The following is a 15,459-nucleotide window of genomic DNA, read 5'->3' on the forward strand; positions in this document are numbered from 1 at the left end:
TCGAACTACTCCAGCTGCCAAGTTTTGATTTTCTAACTCTCTTATCTTTTATTCGTTTCACACAAACAAAATAAATATCCGAATAGCGAGACGTGTTTCGCTTACAGTGAAGAAGCTCTGACATCTCTATATTCGGATATATTGATTATGAAAAAATATTACTTGTGAACGATAGACGATTTTTTACTTAGCTTTTTTGATCATAAAATTGTACACAGCACCAACTAAATTGGCATTATTTCCAAATTTTGAAGGTAGAATCTCAGTTTCCACTCGCTGTGCTCCTGTCCGCGTCCGTAAACATTCTATTTCTTCTTTCATCTTCGTGATAAATAATGAGTTACTGGAAATGGCTCCCCCAATAATTATTTTATCTGGGTCAAAACTGATCATCAAATTATAAATACCTCTAGCACTATACCGACAAAATTGTGTGATTAAATATTTTGCTAATTCGTCCCCATTTGTTGCACGTACGAACAATTCTTGCCCATCAATCGACTGGTTTTGACGTTGATTGTATAAGGCAGTTGTACGAACAATACTTGCTAATTCACTAAATGAACCCTCTTCATTTAGCATCATATAGCCAAATTCTCCCCCAAATTGATGTTTTCCTGCCTGAATTTGTCTATTTTGGATAATAGCACCACCTACACCTGTACCAAAAACAAAATATAAAATACTTTGAGCATCATCTGCATGCCCTTTCCATATTTCTGACAAAGCAGCACAATTCGCATCATTTTCCATAGTAACAGGTAATTGAAAATAATCAGATAGCTCCTGAGTGAAACTTCTGTGATGAATGTAATCAATTGCCGTTAATCCATAAATTTTGTCTTCTTCTTGACTCACAGCTCCAGGTACACTAGTTGCTATCCCATCAATCAGATACTCATCGTTTCGATAACGTTCCAAAATTTTTTCGATTGCTTTTAAAGCTTCCTCCCAAGTTTTGGGCAGTGGCATCACACCTTGTTCAATCAATTCCTCTTTCCAAAGTCCGTATTTGATTGATGTACCCCCAAAATCTAAAGCTAAAATGCCCATGGCTATACTCCTTCCAAATTGCTGCCATTACTTGCAATGACCTTTTGATACCAAAAATAACTGTCTTTTTTGTAACGCTTAAGGCTTCCTTTTTGCAACTCATCTTGATCAACATATACAAATCCATAGCGCTTTTGATAGCCATTTAACCAACTAAGTAGATCAGTATATGACCAAGTACAATAACCTAAAACTTCGACACCGTCTGTTAAAGCTTCTTGAATCGCTTGAATATGATTTTTGAGATACGTGATTCGATAGCTGTCATGAATCTGGTTATTTTCAGTTAGTTTATCGTATTCACCCAGCCCGTTTTCAGTAATGATGATGGGTGTTTGATAACGACTAGCAATTCTTCTTAAAGCAATTCTCAGCCCACTTGGATCAATCTCCCAATCCCAATTTGTTCGTTCAACAAAAGGATTTGGGACTTTTTTGTAGACTCCTGGTAGACCACTTTCTCCAGAAGTTCCTTTTTTACCAGTCGTATTCATTTCACCAAAACCAACTCCTGTTAGCGGATTAAATCCATTGGTTGTTGACTGATAATAATTGATCCCTAAAAAGTCTGGTTTGGCACTTGCTAACAACGCCATATCTCCTGGTTCAATTTCAGGTGCCCAGCCCTTTTCTTCTAAATAGCGCAAAGCAGCTAGCGGATAACGCCCCTGCATGTAAATATCCATCCAAAAATTTGCAAGTAGATCCTCCGCATTTTCTGCAGCAAGAACGTTTTGGGGATTACTATCAATGGCATAGTTTGGAGAATAAGCAAAACTTGGTCCAATCTTACCTGGCATCTCTAATTCATGAAATTTATTGATTACTGCTGCATTTGCAAGATTTGCCATATGATTTGCATGATACATACGCTTAGGATCACTAACTCCTGGTGGATGAGCAGCTAACAAATACCCATGGGAAATAAATATGTTCTGCTCATTCAAGCTTATCCAATAATGAACTTTTCCACGAAATGCTTCAAACAATACTTGGGCATAGTTGGTAAAATCTTCGATAATTTTTCGAGATTCCCATCCTTGATACTCTTCTTGTAATGCTTGAGGAAGATCCCAATGATATAACGTCAACATAGGTTCAATGTCATTGTCGATCAATTCATCCACTAAACGTTGATAAAAGGCTAAACCAGCTTGATTGATTGCTCCTCTGCCGTTAGGAAAAATCCGAGTCCACGACACGGAAAATCGATAAGTTTTCAAGCCTTGTTCTTTCATTAATGCAATATCTTGTTTAAAACGGTGATAGTGATCAACTGCAATTTCTCCTGTTGTTCCTTTAAATGTTTTACCAGGAATTTTTACGAATTTATCCCAAACAGATTCTCCTTTGCCATCTTCATCATAAGCACCTTCTACTTGATAGGCAGCTGAAGCAGAGCCCCACAAGAAGTCTTCTGGGAAGTCATTTAATTTTTGATGTTCCATTTTCTACACCCTTTTCATTTTCTTCATACCAATCTAGTACCTTAAAAATTTGTTTATCCCAATAGCCCCATTCGTGACTTCCATTAGAATAATCGGTTGTCAATTGGTACTTTTTCTTGTGACATTCTTTTTCAAAAGCTTTTGTATGGTCATATAAAAAATCTTGATAGCCACAGCAAGCAAAATAGTTCGTTGCTTCTTTACCGAGACCCGCTTCCAACATTGTAAAAAGATTTTCTGATTCCGCTTGTGCAAAATTTCCGAAAATCCCTTGCCAATAGAGTTTTTCCTGGTCAGACAATGGTTGCCCAGTCAAAGACTGCTGCTTATTGTTCTTTAACCCGTTAACCACATCTAATGCGCCAGACAATGAAGCTCCATAGGCAAAATAATCACTACGTTTCATCGCTAGTTTGATCGCGCCATAGCCCCCCATTGATAGTCCAGCAACGAGATGATCAGTTCTTTTTGAGGAAATATATGGGAAAAATTCATGACAAATCTGTAGTAATTCTTCCGAAATGAATTTCCAGTAATTCAGCCCGTATTTTGTATCTGTATACCATGACAAGTGTACATTTGGCATTACTACGATCATATTTTTATCTGAGACATAACGCTCGATATTAGAGCGCCTTAACCAAATTGTATGATCATCAGTCATTCCATGAAGCAAATATAAAATTTTGTAAGTTTCAGATTCGGGAGCTTGTGACACACCGATTGAATGGTTCTGTCTTTGAGGGACGATCACCTTCATTGTCGTGTTCATATTCAATGTTTTGGAAAAAAAATTAATATCAAAAAGAGCTGTCATTGATTATCACCTATCTGTTGCATATCTATGATTTGTTTTACTGAACCAATTACACCGGCATCATTTGCCAATTTGCAAGGAATGACTTGGGGCATTTGAACGCTGGATAATACTCGGTACTCATGAATAATTCTTGTATAAGCTGCTTGTATCTCCGCCATAATCTGAGAATTTCCACTAACCCCTCCTCCTATCAAAATAGCTTCGGGTGCTATATACACACTAATGTTGGTTAGAAGTCGGGCAACATCATCTAAAAATTCATCTACATATTTTTTAGCTAATGCATCTTTTTGTGCGGCCAAATCAAAGATATACTTGGCATCCTTCACTTCTTTTCCAATCGCTAAGCTATATTTGCGACATAAACCGCCGACAACACCCGCATGTAATGAAGTAGAATCCAGTTTATATTCCTGATTTTCTCTACCCATTAAAGAAACACCGAACTCACCAGCTAAACCACCTTGCCCCCAATAAAGCTTACGATCAATCACGATCGCCCCTCCAATAGCGGAGCCTAAAGTCACGCAGACATAATTACTATAGTTCGCCCCATTTCCAAGCCAACCTTCAGCTAAGGCAACCGCTTTACTATCAGTAATGATTTCCACTGGTAGTTGTAAATGGTCTTGAGCAATTTCTTTAACGTTCAAGCCAATCAATTTTTTTAAGGAGCCTGCTGTTTGCATCGTTCCATCATGATTTATCACTCCTGGTAAACTAATTCCTACACCAGAAATATCTAAATACTGTTGTTGCTCGTTTAAATAATTTTTCAAATCGGTCAAAATTTGTGTCATATCATTTGTACTAGTGATTTTTTCTTTTTTTATTATCTGTCCTGTAGAATCAACTATCCCTAATTTAATAAAGGTCCCCCCGATATCGACACCTAAGTAATAGCTAGTCATACTGTTTGTTCACCTCACAAAATCTAAAATCTTCAAAGCGTTGTATGTTTTTCATCTCAAATAACCGATCTTCCGGAATATGCCCCACAAGATTGATTTTTTTATCACCAGGGCGATCTTTCAAAGCAATTTGAACTTCACCTTTATATTGTCCATAAGCCTCATTTAAAATGAGAATATCCCCTTTTTTGATCATCTGAACTGGGTGATTGCTAGGCAATGGTTTATCTACAATCTTAGCGCGAAGCCTAGTTGAACGAATCATATAATCCGAAGAGTCTCCTCGATAGTTATGCGTGTAATCAAATAAGAGCTGTCGTTCGAATGCAGTAATATCTTCCACTAAGGTGATATCTATTTTTTTCATTGAATCTTTGGCAGCTTCACTGACTTGACGTAATTCTTCTTCTGAGGCAAACATCGTACCAATCAGGACATCATCTATTAGACCACTTTGTAAAAGATCCCTCACTTGTATGCCTATTGGTAGGTGACGATGTTCCTCTAAGGTACAAAGCCCCTCTTGTAATGGCCAAGGACCATGTTCCCCGGATTGAGAAGTAACAAATGCTGCTGTCGTTAAATAACTTTGACAGAATTTTATTGAATACTGCTTAAACTGCTCTCTGGATAGCCCTGTATATTGCTGTGGGAAAAAATTATGGCAACCAGTAAGCTGCTTTCGATTCGGACCATAATCCAAAATTTGATCAAGATAATGAGAATAATTGCTCATATTTAATTCAATCTTGATACCATGGGGATTTTTAGTCATTTCAGCTTCTTCTTTCCCTGTCATACCAGCATCTAAGCGAATACAATTAATTCCCCAATCAGCTAAAAATGTTAAGTCTTTATAGGACTCTCCTAAAAGATCAAATATTGGTGGGATAAAATCAATGGCTACTTCAAATTCTTGCTCTCTTGCTTCTTTGATTATTTTTAAATATTTTTCCATGGACTCACTGACATTGTTCCGATCAATTTGAAGCAAGCTCAAGAATACACGTTGAAAGCCATACGATTTTGCTAAAGCTAAATAGTTTTTCATTTCATTAAATGAAGCTTTTTCTGGATATAAGGAAATTCCTAACACTGGATTTACTCCTAACAATTATTTATTTTTCATTTCTTCCTGTAGCTCTTTCATATCAGCGACTTTAACAAATGGGAACCAAATCAATGCCACAATTGCCGTGATAATAATGTAAATCAACAGGAATTGCCAGTTACCAATCAATGAAAACTTAACAAATCCTGGTGTTGTCCAAGGAATCGCTTCTGCCGTAGGATTATAGGGAATTGGCAAAATCGTACTCATTAATCCCCAAGAAACAAAACCTGCAACAAGTGGGCTTAAAACTAATGGTAAGAAAAAGATTGGATTCATTACTGTCGGAATCCCAAAGTTTAGCGGCTCGGTAATATTAAAAATCGTTGGCAACGCACCTAACTTAAACATTTCTTTATAGCGAGCTGACTTAGAGAAGAATAAACAAATAACCAGACCAAGCGCATTTCCTGCAGCTCCACAAACACCATACACGAGAGAAGCCATGGCGAAAGGCAACGTGCTGCCATTGGTATAAGCATCGATATTAGCAGTCATCATTGTTAAGGTTACAGCTGAAAGTGGTCCAGATAACACAGCATTATGGATACCAAAGAACCACAAGAAAGCAATCAATACTTGAATAAAAATCATTGATACTGGATTAGCCATCAAACTATTCAACGGTGCACTAATCATTTCTGTAATAAAAGTAAAGATATCTCCAAAATCAGTAAACGAAAAAGCAATCCGAATGGCACATACAAATAAGAAAATCGTGGTCACAATAAACGTCGGTGCTAAGGAATCAGAAACCATTGGTGGCACTGATGCTGGTAATTTGATCGTAAAATTTTTCTTTGACAAGATAGAATACAATTTGGTAATTCCAATTGCAACGATCATTCCTACGAAAATACCTTGTCCTCCTAAATAATCAAATTTCACCGCGTTGACTGTTGATTCCACCCATTTTCCCCCATCGTTGACATGCGTAACAACTTGTTGAGGGATTAAAATAAAATATGAAGCGAGAGAAATTAGACCTGCATTTTGTGAATGGACACCTAAGCGATTCGCATATGCATACGCAATATTATAAACTGCAAACAAACCCATTAGACCAATAGAGGCATTACTAACAGCGGCTAGACCAGGCGCTAAGTTCATATCCTGTAACCATTTAAGCCAAGCAGGAATCGGGAAATTTGCCAAAATTAAAATGAACGCAGAGCCAATCGTCGCTGGACTTGTTCGAATAAATCCTTCAGATAGTGCTCCTAAGATATTATTGTTTTGCATCTTTGCTGAAAGCGGCAACAAATTATTGTTTAAAAACGCTTCGAATTTTTTCATTACTCAATACTCCATTCTAATATGTTTAAATAAATGTTTTTTTGATCAAGTACTTTAATCATCCATAGTATAAACAATGATTATGAATAGATATACCAAAAAAGTGTTTCTTTTATTAAGAAAGTGTTTTATATTTTGAATGGAGGTGTTAGTATGTCGCCAATCCTTATTTCATTAATATCCATAACAGAAAAACTAGGCATTCCCGTCAGTGTGGTTGAAAAAACACTAAAAACAGAAGAAAATCAGCTTTCTGCTATTCAAATGTATAATATAAAACGAGAAATCTATGGAACTTTTTTATATAGTGACAGTTCATCGGAGACAGGTTATATGCAGATTACCTGTGGCCCATTACTCATGGCTGAGGTAAATTTTGGTTTAAAAGAAGCCGAGGATACCACACAAGAATTCAGACAAATCCTTACAAATCTATTTATATTAGCAAATCATCATTCACCAAAAAAAATCGACGATAAGCAATTAAATCTAGAAGAATTTTACCAATCACAAATATTCTCTTATAATACTTTTTACGATATTGAAGAATACTATAAGTTAGAGTTGCTGCTCTTTTCTCATGTAAAAGATCGCAATAAATTAGCTGCAATAAAAACACTTGAATTATTTATCAAATATTACTATAAGAGCCTTACAAGCGATCAACTTAAATGTTTTTATTGTGCGCTCATTACATTACTTACACGAGTGGAAGTTGAAAAAGGTGTACCGGTAAGCAAAGTTTTTAATAGACAGTTTCAGTACTATGAATATTTACAGGAAATTCGTGATATCAATAAGTTTGAAACATTAGCTAAGCAAGCCATTCATGACTTTTTGGCTCATCCAACCAATATTCCTAAAAAAACCTATAGCCCTGTTACCGTATGTGTTCTTAACTTTGTAGAAAATCATCTGTATGAAGCTATTTCTTTAAAAGATATCTGCGATGTTTTAAATCGGGATTCAAAATACGTGGGGAGGTTATTTTATAAAGAAGTTGGGATGCATTTTAAAGATTTCATGCATTTGAAGAAAATTGAAAAGGCCAAGTACTTTTTATTATTTTCTAACAAATCCATCAATCAAATTGCCGAAGAACTATCGTTTAGCACCCAGAGCCATTTCTCAACCGTATTCAAAAAGATCGTAGGCATAACCCCATATAAATATCAGCGCAATCGTGTCTATTATTCTTATTGAGTAGTGATAATAGTAGTAATCGCTCAGTTCAAGGATTAGGGGAAGCATGAAACCGGTCATTCAAAGTGTAGTGAAATGAAATACTCAATCTCGAATACACTCCCCCTCTCATTCAACTTTCATTCTTTGCGGCATACTCACGCTACTCTTCTTGAAAATGGTGCTAAGATGAAGGAATTTCCTGTACGACTAGGGCATAGCAGAATTTCTATTACGATGGATACTCTCACATGCCGAATAAAATGCAAAATGAAACGGTCGACATTATGGAGAAGCTTAGAAAGAACTCTTGAGGTTTGCCACCAAAAAAAACCACCGGTAGCAAACCGGTGGTAAATCCATGTAAACATGGTCTAATTTTTACACTATTTTCAAGCAAGCGCTGCTATTTCTTCGCATGTGGGAAAACCGTGGGAAAAACAGATAAAAAAGGTCTAGCTCAATGGCTAGACCCTTTGCTATTTTTCCGGTTTATCCTCATCCATTTTCAGAACAGCCATGAAGGCTTCCTATAAGATTGTGTTATTCACAAAGTTTTTCTAATATCTATACATCATTATAAATCCTATTATACCAACTTTCATATTAAGCAAGAGCCTATTATTTAATACTTGCTGATACTCATATAATAATAATTGATGTTTTATAAATGGGCGAAAAAATGGCGAAATTATTTCTTTAACAGAATATTTTTTACCTTGTAAGACTCGATTATACGACCGGATGCTTATGAGCCATAATATAAAAAAACCATCTCGATTGAGATGGTTAAAGTTCAACATTATTTTACAATATTTACTGCTTGAGGACCACGTTGTCCTTCTTCAATATCATATGAAACAGCTTGACCTTCATCTAATGTTTTGAATCCATCGCCTTGGATAGCTGAGAAGTGTGCAAATACGTCATTTCCATCTTCACCAGTGATAAATCCAAAACCTTTATCTGAGTTAAACCATTTTACTGTACCATTATTCATATATATTTCCTCCTAATACGTATATAATACGTGTTTTGTTGCAATTAATATTACTTGGTAAAAGGAGTTTTTATAGTGTGAATATATCGCTCAGATTACGTTTCAAATTAGATTACTTAATTACTATAACACGGATGCAATGGTAACACAAGGATAACTGCTTGATACACTTTTTAATACAAAATTTGGAGTAAATATTTAGAATGATTAATTAAAGGATGAAAAAATTGAAAATAAACGACTAACGCCACTAATTACAATATTACATCATTTACTTAAAGCTTTAATAAATTTTACTTTTCTACTATATTGACTATTGCTTTTCCACAAATTAGTTCTTGTTCTAAAACTGATTTTATTTGCAATGCACATTCTTTTGAAAATGGTTCAGCCTCTTTCCATGATCCTAATAGTGGATAATTATTGATTACACTTTTGACATATTGTTTGTTTTTTACTCCTCGTGTTTGTACTTCTACATAATACATAGTGATACCTTCTTTATTAGTTTTTTATGTAAAGACTACTCTTATGAGTAGTCTCATAGATAATAAATCGCAGTAAAATACAGGAGATCTTTGTGAGGTTGATCGTAGTTACTACGAAATTTATTTTGTGCTACATAGTTTAACCTGAATAATGCGAATACAACATGTAATATCTTGTAGCACATTATAATTATAATCTATTAAATTAAGTTTTTTTATTTGTTTTTGTTATATCTAATATAAAAAATATTACCTAATAATAAAAAACATTATATTTAACCAAAAATGGCAGAATAGAAATGCAATCTATTTTTTATAAAATAGATTAATCAAAAGCAACTAAAAAGAGCTACTCTTTCAAGTAGCTCTGAATAGATGTCATCAATCTTAAAAGGAAACGGCATTAAGTCAAGTCCATAAAATTGTGTAAAATACAGTACACTGTTTTAAAGCTTTAACCTATAGGTTAAAATTGAATATATTTTCTGGTAGAGCTTAGCCAGTCTTCGTGACGGTCAATAAGAACTGCACCGATTAAACGATTGGCAGAGGCGTGATTCGGAAAGATTCGGATAACTTTTTCTCTGCGTCTGACTTCTTCATTTAACCGTTCAAGAAGATTCGTGCTTTTTAATCTCGATTGACCTTTACCGACAACGGCGTATTGAAAGGCATCTTCGAATCCTTCATCTAGTTTTTCACAGGCTTTATGGTATTTTGATTGTTCGCTATAGGCACTTACTATAGTATTTTTAGCCTTGCGAGCCGTTTCAATATCCGTAAATTTGAAGAGTGCTTTGACTTCTTCTCTGAAAGGTTTTGAATCTTTCTTAGGGATACAATTGAGGATATTACGCATAAAGTGAACCTGGCATCGTTGCCATGAAGCGTTTGTAAATGACTTCTTGATGGCTTTGACTAAGCCTTTGTGGGCATCGGAAATGACCATTTCCACTTCACTTAACCCTCTGGTTTTGAGGTAGTCGAAGAAGAGAGACCAAGTTTCGTCACTTTCTTCATCTTGAATCATAAAGCCAATAATCTCACGCTCTCCATCTTCTGATATGCCAATCGCTATATGGCAGCTTTTAGATACGACACGATGATTCTCTCTGATTTTGATGTAGATAACATCTGTCATAACATAAGGGAAAGACCTGTCTGATAGAAAACGATTTTGCCATTCAGAGACCATAGGGTCTAACTGGGCAGTTAAACTGGAGACAAAGGATTTAGAGACTGATTTACCGCATAGTTCTTCAACGATTTGAGAGACTTTACGTGTAGAGACACCAGAAATATACATCTCTAACATAGAGGCTAACAAAGCCTTCTCATTGCGTTGATACCGCTCAAATACAGTCGGTGCAAATTCACCGTCGCGTGTTCGGGGAACTTTCAACTCAAGAGAGCCAATACGAGTCGTTAATTCTCTTTCATAATAGCCGTTGCGTTGGCTTCTTCGATCGTCTGATCGTTCATAGTTTGTGGCTTGAATATAATCTGTTCGCTGCTCGTCCATCAACTGATTAAATACAGTTTGTAAAATTTGTTTAGCCGCATTATCTTTGACCGACTGGTCAATTAAACTTTGAATATCTTCTGTTTCCAGTGTAAAATGTACTTGGGTCATATGATTGCCTCCTGGGTATGTTTTTAGTGGTTAAAAACATTGTACCGTAAAGAGGCGTTCATATGGCCTTTTTGCTTTTACACAATTATATGGACTTTATCCGGCATTAAGATTGTGTAACGTGATGACACTCTTATTTTATCAAACAAAAAAATTGTTTACTTTATATTTTTTTCACTTAAAACAAAAAAATACAACCCGAAAGTGCGTGGAATAGCTTGATTATAGATTGTTGCTAAAGAGTACTACAAGTAATATTCCTATTTTACAGGAACCCCTATCCTATTAAATAAAATACGTGCTCTATTTCCTTATAAATGAGGAATCCTTTGTAGAAATATTATTTATATCTGTTATATATCTTTCGACTTTCATATGCAAATCATACTTTTCTCTAAGTTTGGTAATATGAGCCATCATCGGAGATTCATGATGTTTATCTAGAGCATCTTGGTCCGTCCAACTATCAATTAGAAGAATTGTGTTCTCATCATTCATTGGAAAAAAGTATTCGTATTTAATATTACCTTTTTCTGCACGTATATCTCCTACAATTCCAGTTGAAACCATCTCTTTTGCAAATTTTTTCGCATTTCCATTTATACCACTATAATAAATGTTCACAGTAATAGCCATTTCTTTCCCTCCTTGAATATGTATCTATCTTTATGTAACCCTGTAGGACTCAAACCCACGACCGGACGGTTATGAGCCGTCTGCTCTAACCAACTGAGCTAAGGGTACAGGTTGTGGCCACTAAAAGCCATACAAAATACAAACGTCTGGAAATAAATCATGGCAACAAACCTGTTATCACATATCTTGGAGTGTGACTATTTATGGGTGATAGAGAAGATATGCAATAACATCACTATTTTATCGAACATTTTTTGCTATTGTCAATACAGTTATCTAAATACTTTATACTTTATATAGATCATTTATTCGAAACTAATCTATTCTTGAAGATTTACAAGAATTAGAACAATTGATTACAGAACGAAAAAAAGACCTCACCCAGGATTGAGCAAGGCTTTTTTAGATTGTGTAGAAAGACATTCACTTAATCTCTTCAGCCGGATGTTTAGATAAGTACTCAGCATAATCAATATCATGAATTATTTCTGAATATTTAGCATGAATCAATTCTAAAATAGAAATTTCTTTTAATTTTTCCAAATCTTTGAAATTAATATCTATAATATACCTATTCTCTCTTAAAGCTATTTTTCTAGACAATCCTGAGCCTGCATTCCACTTTCGTCCAGTAAATCCATGTTTAGAAAATAGTAAACAAACATCAAAATTATGCAAACATATCAAAGAATGAACTTTACCTATCCAGGTAACATCAATTTTTTTATTATAATTTTTACACTCACCAATGTATACGAGATTACTTAGTCGAGGAAAAAAACTATTTAATAAAATTTGTGAACCAGGTTTTAGTTTTAATGATAAATCTACTTCATTAGTGGAACTATGTAGGTTTGTATCAACTTCAAATAAATTTTTGCAGGATAATATAGACTTTGCTAAATTTTCTAGTGCATGTCCTTTCTCTGTAGTTGATTCAAAATTATCATTTTCAATACGTTCAATATCTGATTTAATCTGTTGTATCTCCTGCTCATTAAAACAAAATTCAGATAACAACCGTTCCTTTTCATCGCCTTCATTGAGTGCATGAAGATATTCAACTGTTCGATCCAACTCAGTAAACATTTTTAACCACCTCAAAACAGGTAAATATATGCTCTTCACTTATTTCTACATCAATACCGGTTTCTTCATCGTATAATTCCCTTGGTATTTCTGATATAGTATAATATTCTCCTATCCATCTACCTTGAAATGAAACAACAAAAACTTCTTTTAATATATTCTTTTTTAGGAACATATTAAGAATGTTCACCGCTTGTTTATAAGTTAAATTATTCTTTCTTTTAAAAGAAGAGATATAAATGTACTCTTCAACCTTATATGTTGAAAGATCATTCAAGATTGTTTCTGTCTTACATGATAGATTCCAATTCTCTAACTCTTTCGCTAGTCTGGCAGTTAATAAATTCTTCGAGCAATCTTCTGGTTGCACGCCGCATCCCCTCTCTCCCTAAAGAATGACTAAAATAGTTTAATAATATAAAATTTTGATAATGAAATAAATATTTAACCTCTAAAGTTTTGTTTTTAGGTCCTTTTCTATTTCCCCATGTTAAATTAATCTGGATAGGCTACAATTAACTAGACAGAAAAATTAAGGTGTGTAGACTAGAAGAAAACATACCAGGAGGAATTTTTATGTCTAAGAGAACACGAAGAACTTTTTCACAAGAATTCAAGCAACAAATCGTCAATCTTTACTTAGCTGGAAAGCCACGTGTAGAAATCATTCGAGAATATGAACTAACAGCTTCAGCATTTGACAAATGGGTAAAGCAATCTAAAACGAGTGGTTCATTCAAAGAAAAAGATAATCTTACGCCTGAACAAAAAGAATTGTTAGAACTACGTAAAAGAAACCAGCAATTAGAAATGGAAAATGATATTTTAAAGCAAGCAGCGCTGATATTCGGACGAAGAGACAAGTAATCGATGCGAATAAGCATCTTTACCCTATATCAGCGATGTGCAGAATATTAGGTCTATCACGTCAGTCCTATTATTATCAATCAAAACCAAAGAAAGACGAATCAGAACTTGAAGAAGTAGTCGCTGAAGAATTTATCCGCAGCCGAAAGGCCTACGGCTCAAGAAAAATAAAAAAAGCCTTATCAAAACGAGGCATTCAGATCAGCCGACGAAAAATTAGTAGAATCATGAAAAATAGAGGATTAAAATCGAGCTATACTGTTGCTTATTTTAAAGTACATCATTCTACTTGCAATGAAGCCAAAACGACAAACGTATTGAATCGTAAATTCTTAAGAGACAACCCATTAGAAGCGATCGTAACAGACTTGACTTATGTACGAGTCGGGAAAAAATGGAATTATGTCTGTTTCATTTTGGATCTGTTCAATCGAGAAATTCTCGGCTATTCTTGTGGAGAACATAAAGATGCCGTTCTAGTAAAAAAAGCATTTAGCCGTATCAAACAACCTCTGACAGAGGTTGAGATTTTTCATACTGATCGTGGAAAAGAGTTTGATAACCAAGCTATTGATGAATTATTAACAACTTTTGACATCAATCGATCATTGAGTCATAAAGGCTGTCCTTTTGATAATGCCGTAGCTGAATCAACTTATAAGTCGTTGAAAGTAGAATTTGTCTATCAATACACATTTGAAACCTTACAACAATTGGATTTGGAGTTATTTGACTATGTCAATTGGTGGAACCACCTTCGGTTGCACGGTACACTTGGCTACGAGACACCGGTTGGTTACCGTAACCAGAAATTGGCGCAGCGAATCCTTGATAATGAGCTCGGATGTGCTAACGCTAGCGAGGCAGTCTAACTTTAACTGTTAGCTCCTGCCGAAGATCGTCACATCCGAGGAGGCTCATTGTCAAGGACAATCGGAATAGCATACGGAAAGAAGTTCTGCACCTTATAAAATTTGTCAAAAAAACTGTTGCCATTCCAATCCATGGATATTCTGAATTGACTTTTATATCATCAATGAAGTTTATTAATTTATCTTCTATATCTTTTGTATATCTATTTTTATTGAATAAACTGTGATGTTCTTTTATAAACACCTCTAGATCACCTAAAATAGGAAGAACTAAATTAGTAGATTTACCACTATTCAATGTAGCTTGAGCTTTGTTTTTCGTATTCATAGAAGTACCTGTACATCTTACATAATCTAAATCATCTTTATTAGAAATATCTAAGATAATTCCACTAAAATCTACATAATTTAAAGTTATCCCAAGTATAGACACCAACTTGTGCTTAATTAATTGAATCATATTTTTGAAATAATCCGGATCATTCTGTCGATAAAATAATCTAATATCAGAAATAGATATTTCAATAAAGATTTGACTATTCAATTCATAGTAGGCCACTAAAATACTGTTGAAATGTTTGACAGAAATATCTTTTCCATTTCCATCAAATGTTCTGAAATTAATTAAATAGTCCAATTTGAATTCATTCTCAAATTGTCTAAATTTTATATTTTCATCAATACTATATATATCTATTTCTTCAGCAATAGGCATCTTCTTAATTAACTCATCTAATGTTACTTTATTATTATCAACTTTAAATATAGCACTATATTTGTATCTATCAGAGTATCCAAAAGTATCTATAGCTTTCAGAACCTGTTCTTCTCCGGTTTTACTTTCTAATGCATCCTCTAAAGTTTCATAATAAGCTTCTTCAAGTTTGCAAAAGGATTTAAATATACCCTCAACTTCTAATCGTTGAGGAATTGTAAGCTCACTAAGATATACTTGGAGCATTTCTTTAGTATATTTCATGTCAAAATACCTCTTCTCATAATATCTGCTAAGACAATTAAACCAAAAGAAAGCCCTAAAGACAATAGCTTTTG

General features: G+C 34.6%; 15 protein-coding genes, 1 tRNA gene and 1 pseudogene. 3 read left to right on the forward strand and 14 right to left on the reverse strand.

Going from position 1 to position 15,459, the window contains the following annotated elements:
• Window positions 1-183 precede the first annotated feature (183 nt).
• The 6 genes from IGK81_RS06940 to IGK81_RS06965 are packed head-to-tail and all read right to left on the reverse strand — an operon-like array spanning window position 184 to window position 6,639.
• Window positions 184-1,053 (reverse strand): ROK family protein, encoded by an 870-nt coding sequence (locus IGK81_RS06940; RefSeq protein WP_034698139.1) that lies wholly within the window; start codon window positions 1,051-1,053, stop codon window positions 184-186.
• Between the two features lie 2 nt (window positions 1,054-1,055).
• On the reverse strand, window positions 1,056-2,501 hold the full coding sequence (locus IGK81_RS06945) for a glycoside hydrolase family 1 protein (RefSeq protein WP_010737660.1): 1,446 nt from the start codon (window positions 2,499-2,501) through the stop codon (window positions 1,056-1,058).
• Window positions 2,479-3,318: an alpha/beta hydrolase gene (locus IGK81_RS06950; protein ID WP_034698142.1), complete on the reverse strand. Its 840-nt coding sequence runs from the start codon at window positions 3,316-3,318 to the stop codon at window positions 2,479-2,481. The genes IGK81_RS06945 and IGK81_RS06950 overlap by 23 nt, the downstream gene beginning before the upstream one ends.
• Window positions 3,315-4,232, reverse strand: coding sequence for an ROK family protein (locus IGK81_RS06955; protein WP_034698145.1), 918 nt, complete (start codon window positions 4,230-4,232; stop codon window positions 3,315-3,317). The genes IGK81_RS06950 and IGK81_RS06955 overlap by 4 nt, the downstream gene beginning before the upstream one ends.
• Window positions 4,225-5,328: a DUF871 domain-containing protein gene (locus IGK81_RS06960; RefSeq protein ID WP_034698148.1), complete on the reverse strand. Its 1,104-nt coding sequence runs from the start codon at window positions 5,326-5,328 to the stop codon at window positions 4,225-4,227. The genes IGK81_RS06955 and IGK81_RS06960 overlap by 8 nt, the downstream gene beginning before the upstream one ends.
• Before the next feature lie 18 nt (window positions 5,329-5,346).
• Window positions 5,347-6,639, reverse strand: coding sequence for a PTS sugar transporter subunit IIC (locus IGK81_RS06965; protein ID WP_010737665.1), 1,293 nt, complete (start codon window positions 6,637-6,639; stop codon window positions 5,347-5,349).
• A 153-nt stretch (window positions 6,640-6,792) separates the two neighbouring features.
• On the opposite strand from IGK81_RS06965, the gene IGK81_RS06970 reads away from it, so the two are divergent.
• Window positions 6,793-7,842: a helix-turn-helix domain-containing protein gene (locus IGK81_RS06970; RefSeq protein ID WP_412003850.1), complete on the forward strand. Its 1,050-nt coding sequence runs from the start codon at window positions 6,793-6,795 to the stop codon at window positions 7,840-7,842.
• An 87-nt stretch (window positions 7,843-7,929) separates the two neighbouring features.
• A pseudogene (locus IGK81_RS06975) lies at window positions 7,930-8,135 on the forward strand (tyrosine-type recombinase/integrase); the annotation flags it as partial.
• A gap of 488 nt (window positions 8,136-8,623) precedes the next feature.
• Here IGK81_RS06975 and IGK81_RS06980 read toward each other — a convergent pair.
• The 7 genes from IGK81_RS06980 to IGK81_RS07010 form a co-directional block, all read right to left on the reverse strand.
• Window positions 8,624-8,821: a cold-shock protein gene (locus tag IGK81_RS06980; protein ID WP_010718754.1), complete on the reverse strand. Its 198-nt coding sequence runs from the start codon at window positions 8,819-8,821 to the stop codon at window positions 8,624-8,626.
• Window positions 8,822-9,114: 293 nt separating this feature from the next.
• Window positions 9,115-9,309, reverse strand: coding sequence for a hypothetical protein (locus tag IGK81_RS06985; protein ID WP_010719054.1), 195 nt, complete (start codon window positions 9,307-9,309; stop codon window positions 9,115-9,117).
• A 466-nt stretch (window positions 9,310-9,775) separates the two neighbouring features.
• Window positions 9,776-10,942, reverse strand: coding sequence for an IS256 family transposase (locus tag IGK81_RS06990; protein ID WP_000195404.1), 1,167 nt, complete (start codon window positions 10,940-10,942; stop codon window positions 9,776-9,778).
• Window positions 10,943-11,245: 303 nt separating this feature from the next.
• A complete protein-coding gene (locus tag IGK81_RS06995) occupies window positions 11,246-11,578 on the reverse strand; it encodes a putative quinol monooxygenase (protein ID WP_034698154.1) in 333 nt (110 codons plus the stop codon).
• Between the two features lie 33 nt (window positions 11,579-11,611).
• Window positions 11,612-11,686, reverse strand: a tRNA-Ile gene (locus IGK81_RS07000).
• A 315-nt stretch (window positions 11,687-12,001) separates the two neighbouring features.
• Window positions 12,002-12,667 (reverse strand): hypothetical protein, encoded by a 666-nt coding sequence (locus tag IGK81_RS07005; RefSeq protein WP_051641757.1) that lies wholly within the window; start codon window positions 12,665-12,667, stop codon window positions 12,002-12,004.
• The gene (locus IGK81_RS07010) at window positions 12,657-13,037 is read right to left on the reverse strand and encodes a hypothetical protein (RefSeq protein WP_141639395.1); all 381 of its coding nucleotides are present in this window, start codon (window positions 13,035-13,037) and stop codon (window positions 12,657-12,659) included. Before IGK81_RS07010 ends, IGK81_RS07005 begins: the two co-directional genes overlap by 11 nt.
• 206 nt (window positions 13,038-13,243) lie before the next feature.
• On the opposite strand from IGK81_RS07010, the gene IGK81_RS07015 reads away from it, so the two are divergent.
• A protein-coding gene (locus tag IGK81_RS07015) for an IS3 family transposase (protein ID WP_087043335.1) occupies window positions 13,244-14,406 on the forward strand; the annotation gives its coding sequence in 2 pieces (ribosomal slippage) (window positions 13,244-13,520 and window positions 13,520-14,406; 1,164 coding nt in all).
• Here IGK81_RS07015 and IGK81_RS07020 read toward each other — a convergent pair.
• Complete coding sequence (locus IGK81_RS07020) at window positions 14,390-15,385, reverse strand: hypothetical protein (protein WP_438757774.1); 996 nt, start codon at window positions 15,383-15,385, stop codon at window positions 14,390-14,392. The two genes, IGK81_RS07015 and IGK81_RS07020, sit on opposite strands and share 17 nt — an antisense overlap.
• Window positions 15,386-15,459 lie beyond the last annotated feature (74 nt).

It is taken from the genome of Enterococcus sp. DIV0703, assembly GCF_051711065.1.
GTDB classification, from domain to species: domain Bacteria; phylum Bacillota; class Bacilli; order Lactobacillales; family Enterococcaceae; genus Enterococcus_B; species Enterococcus_B hirae.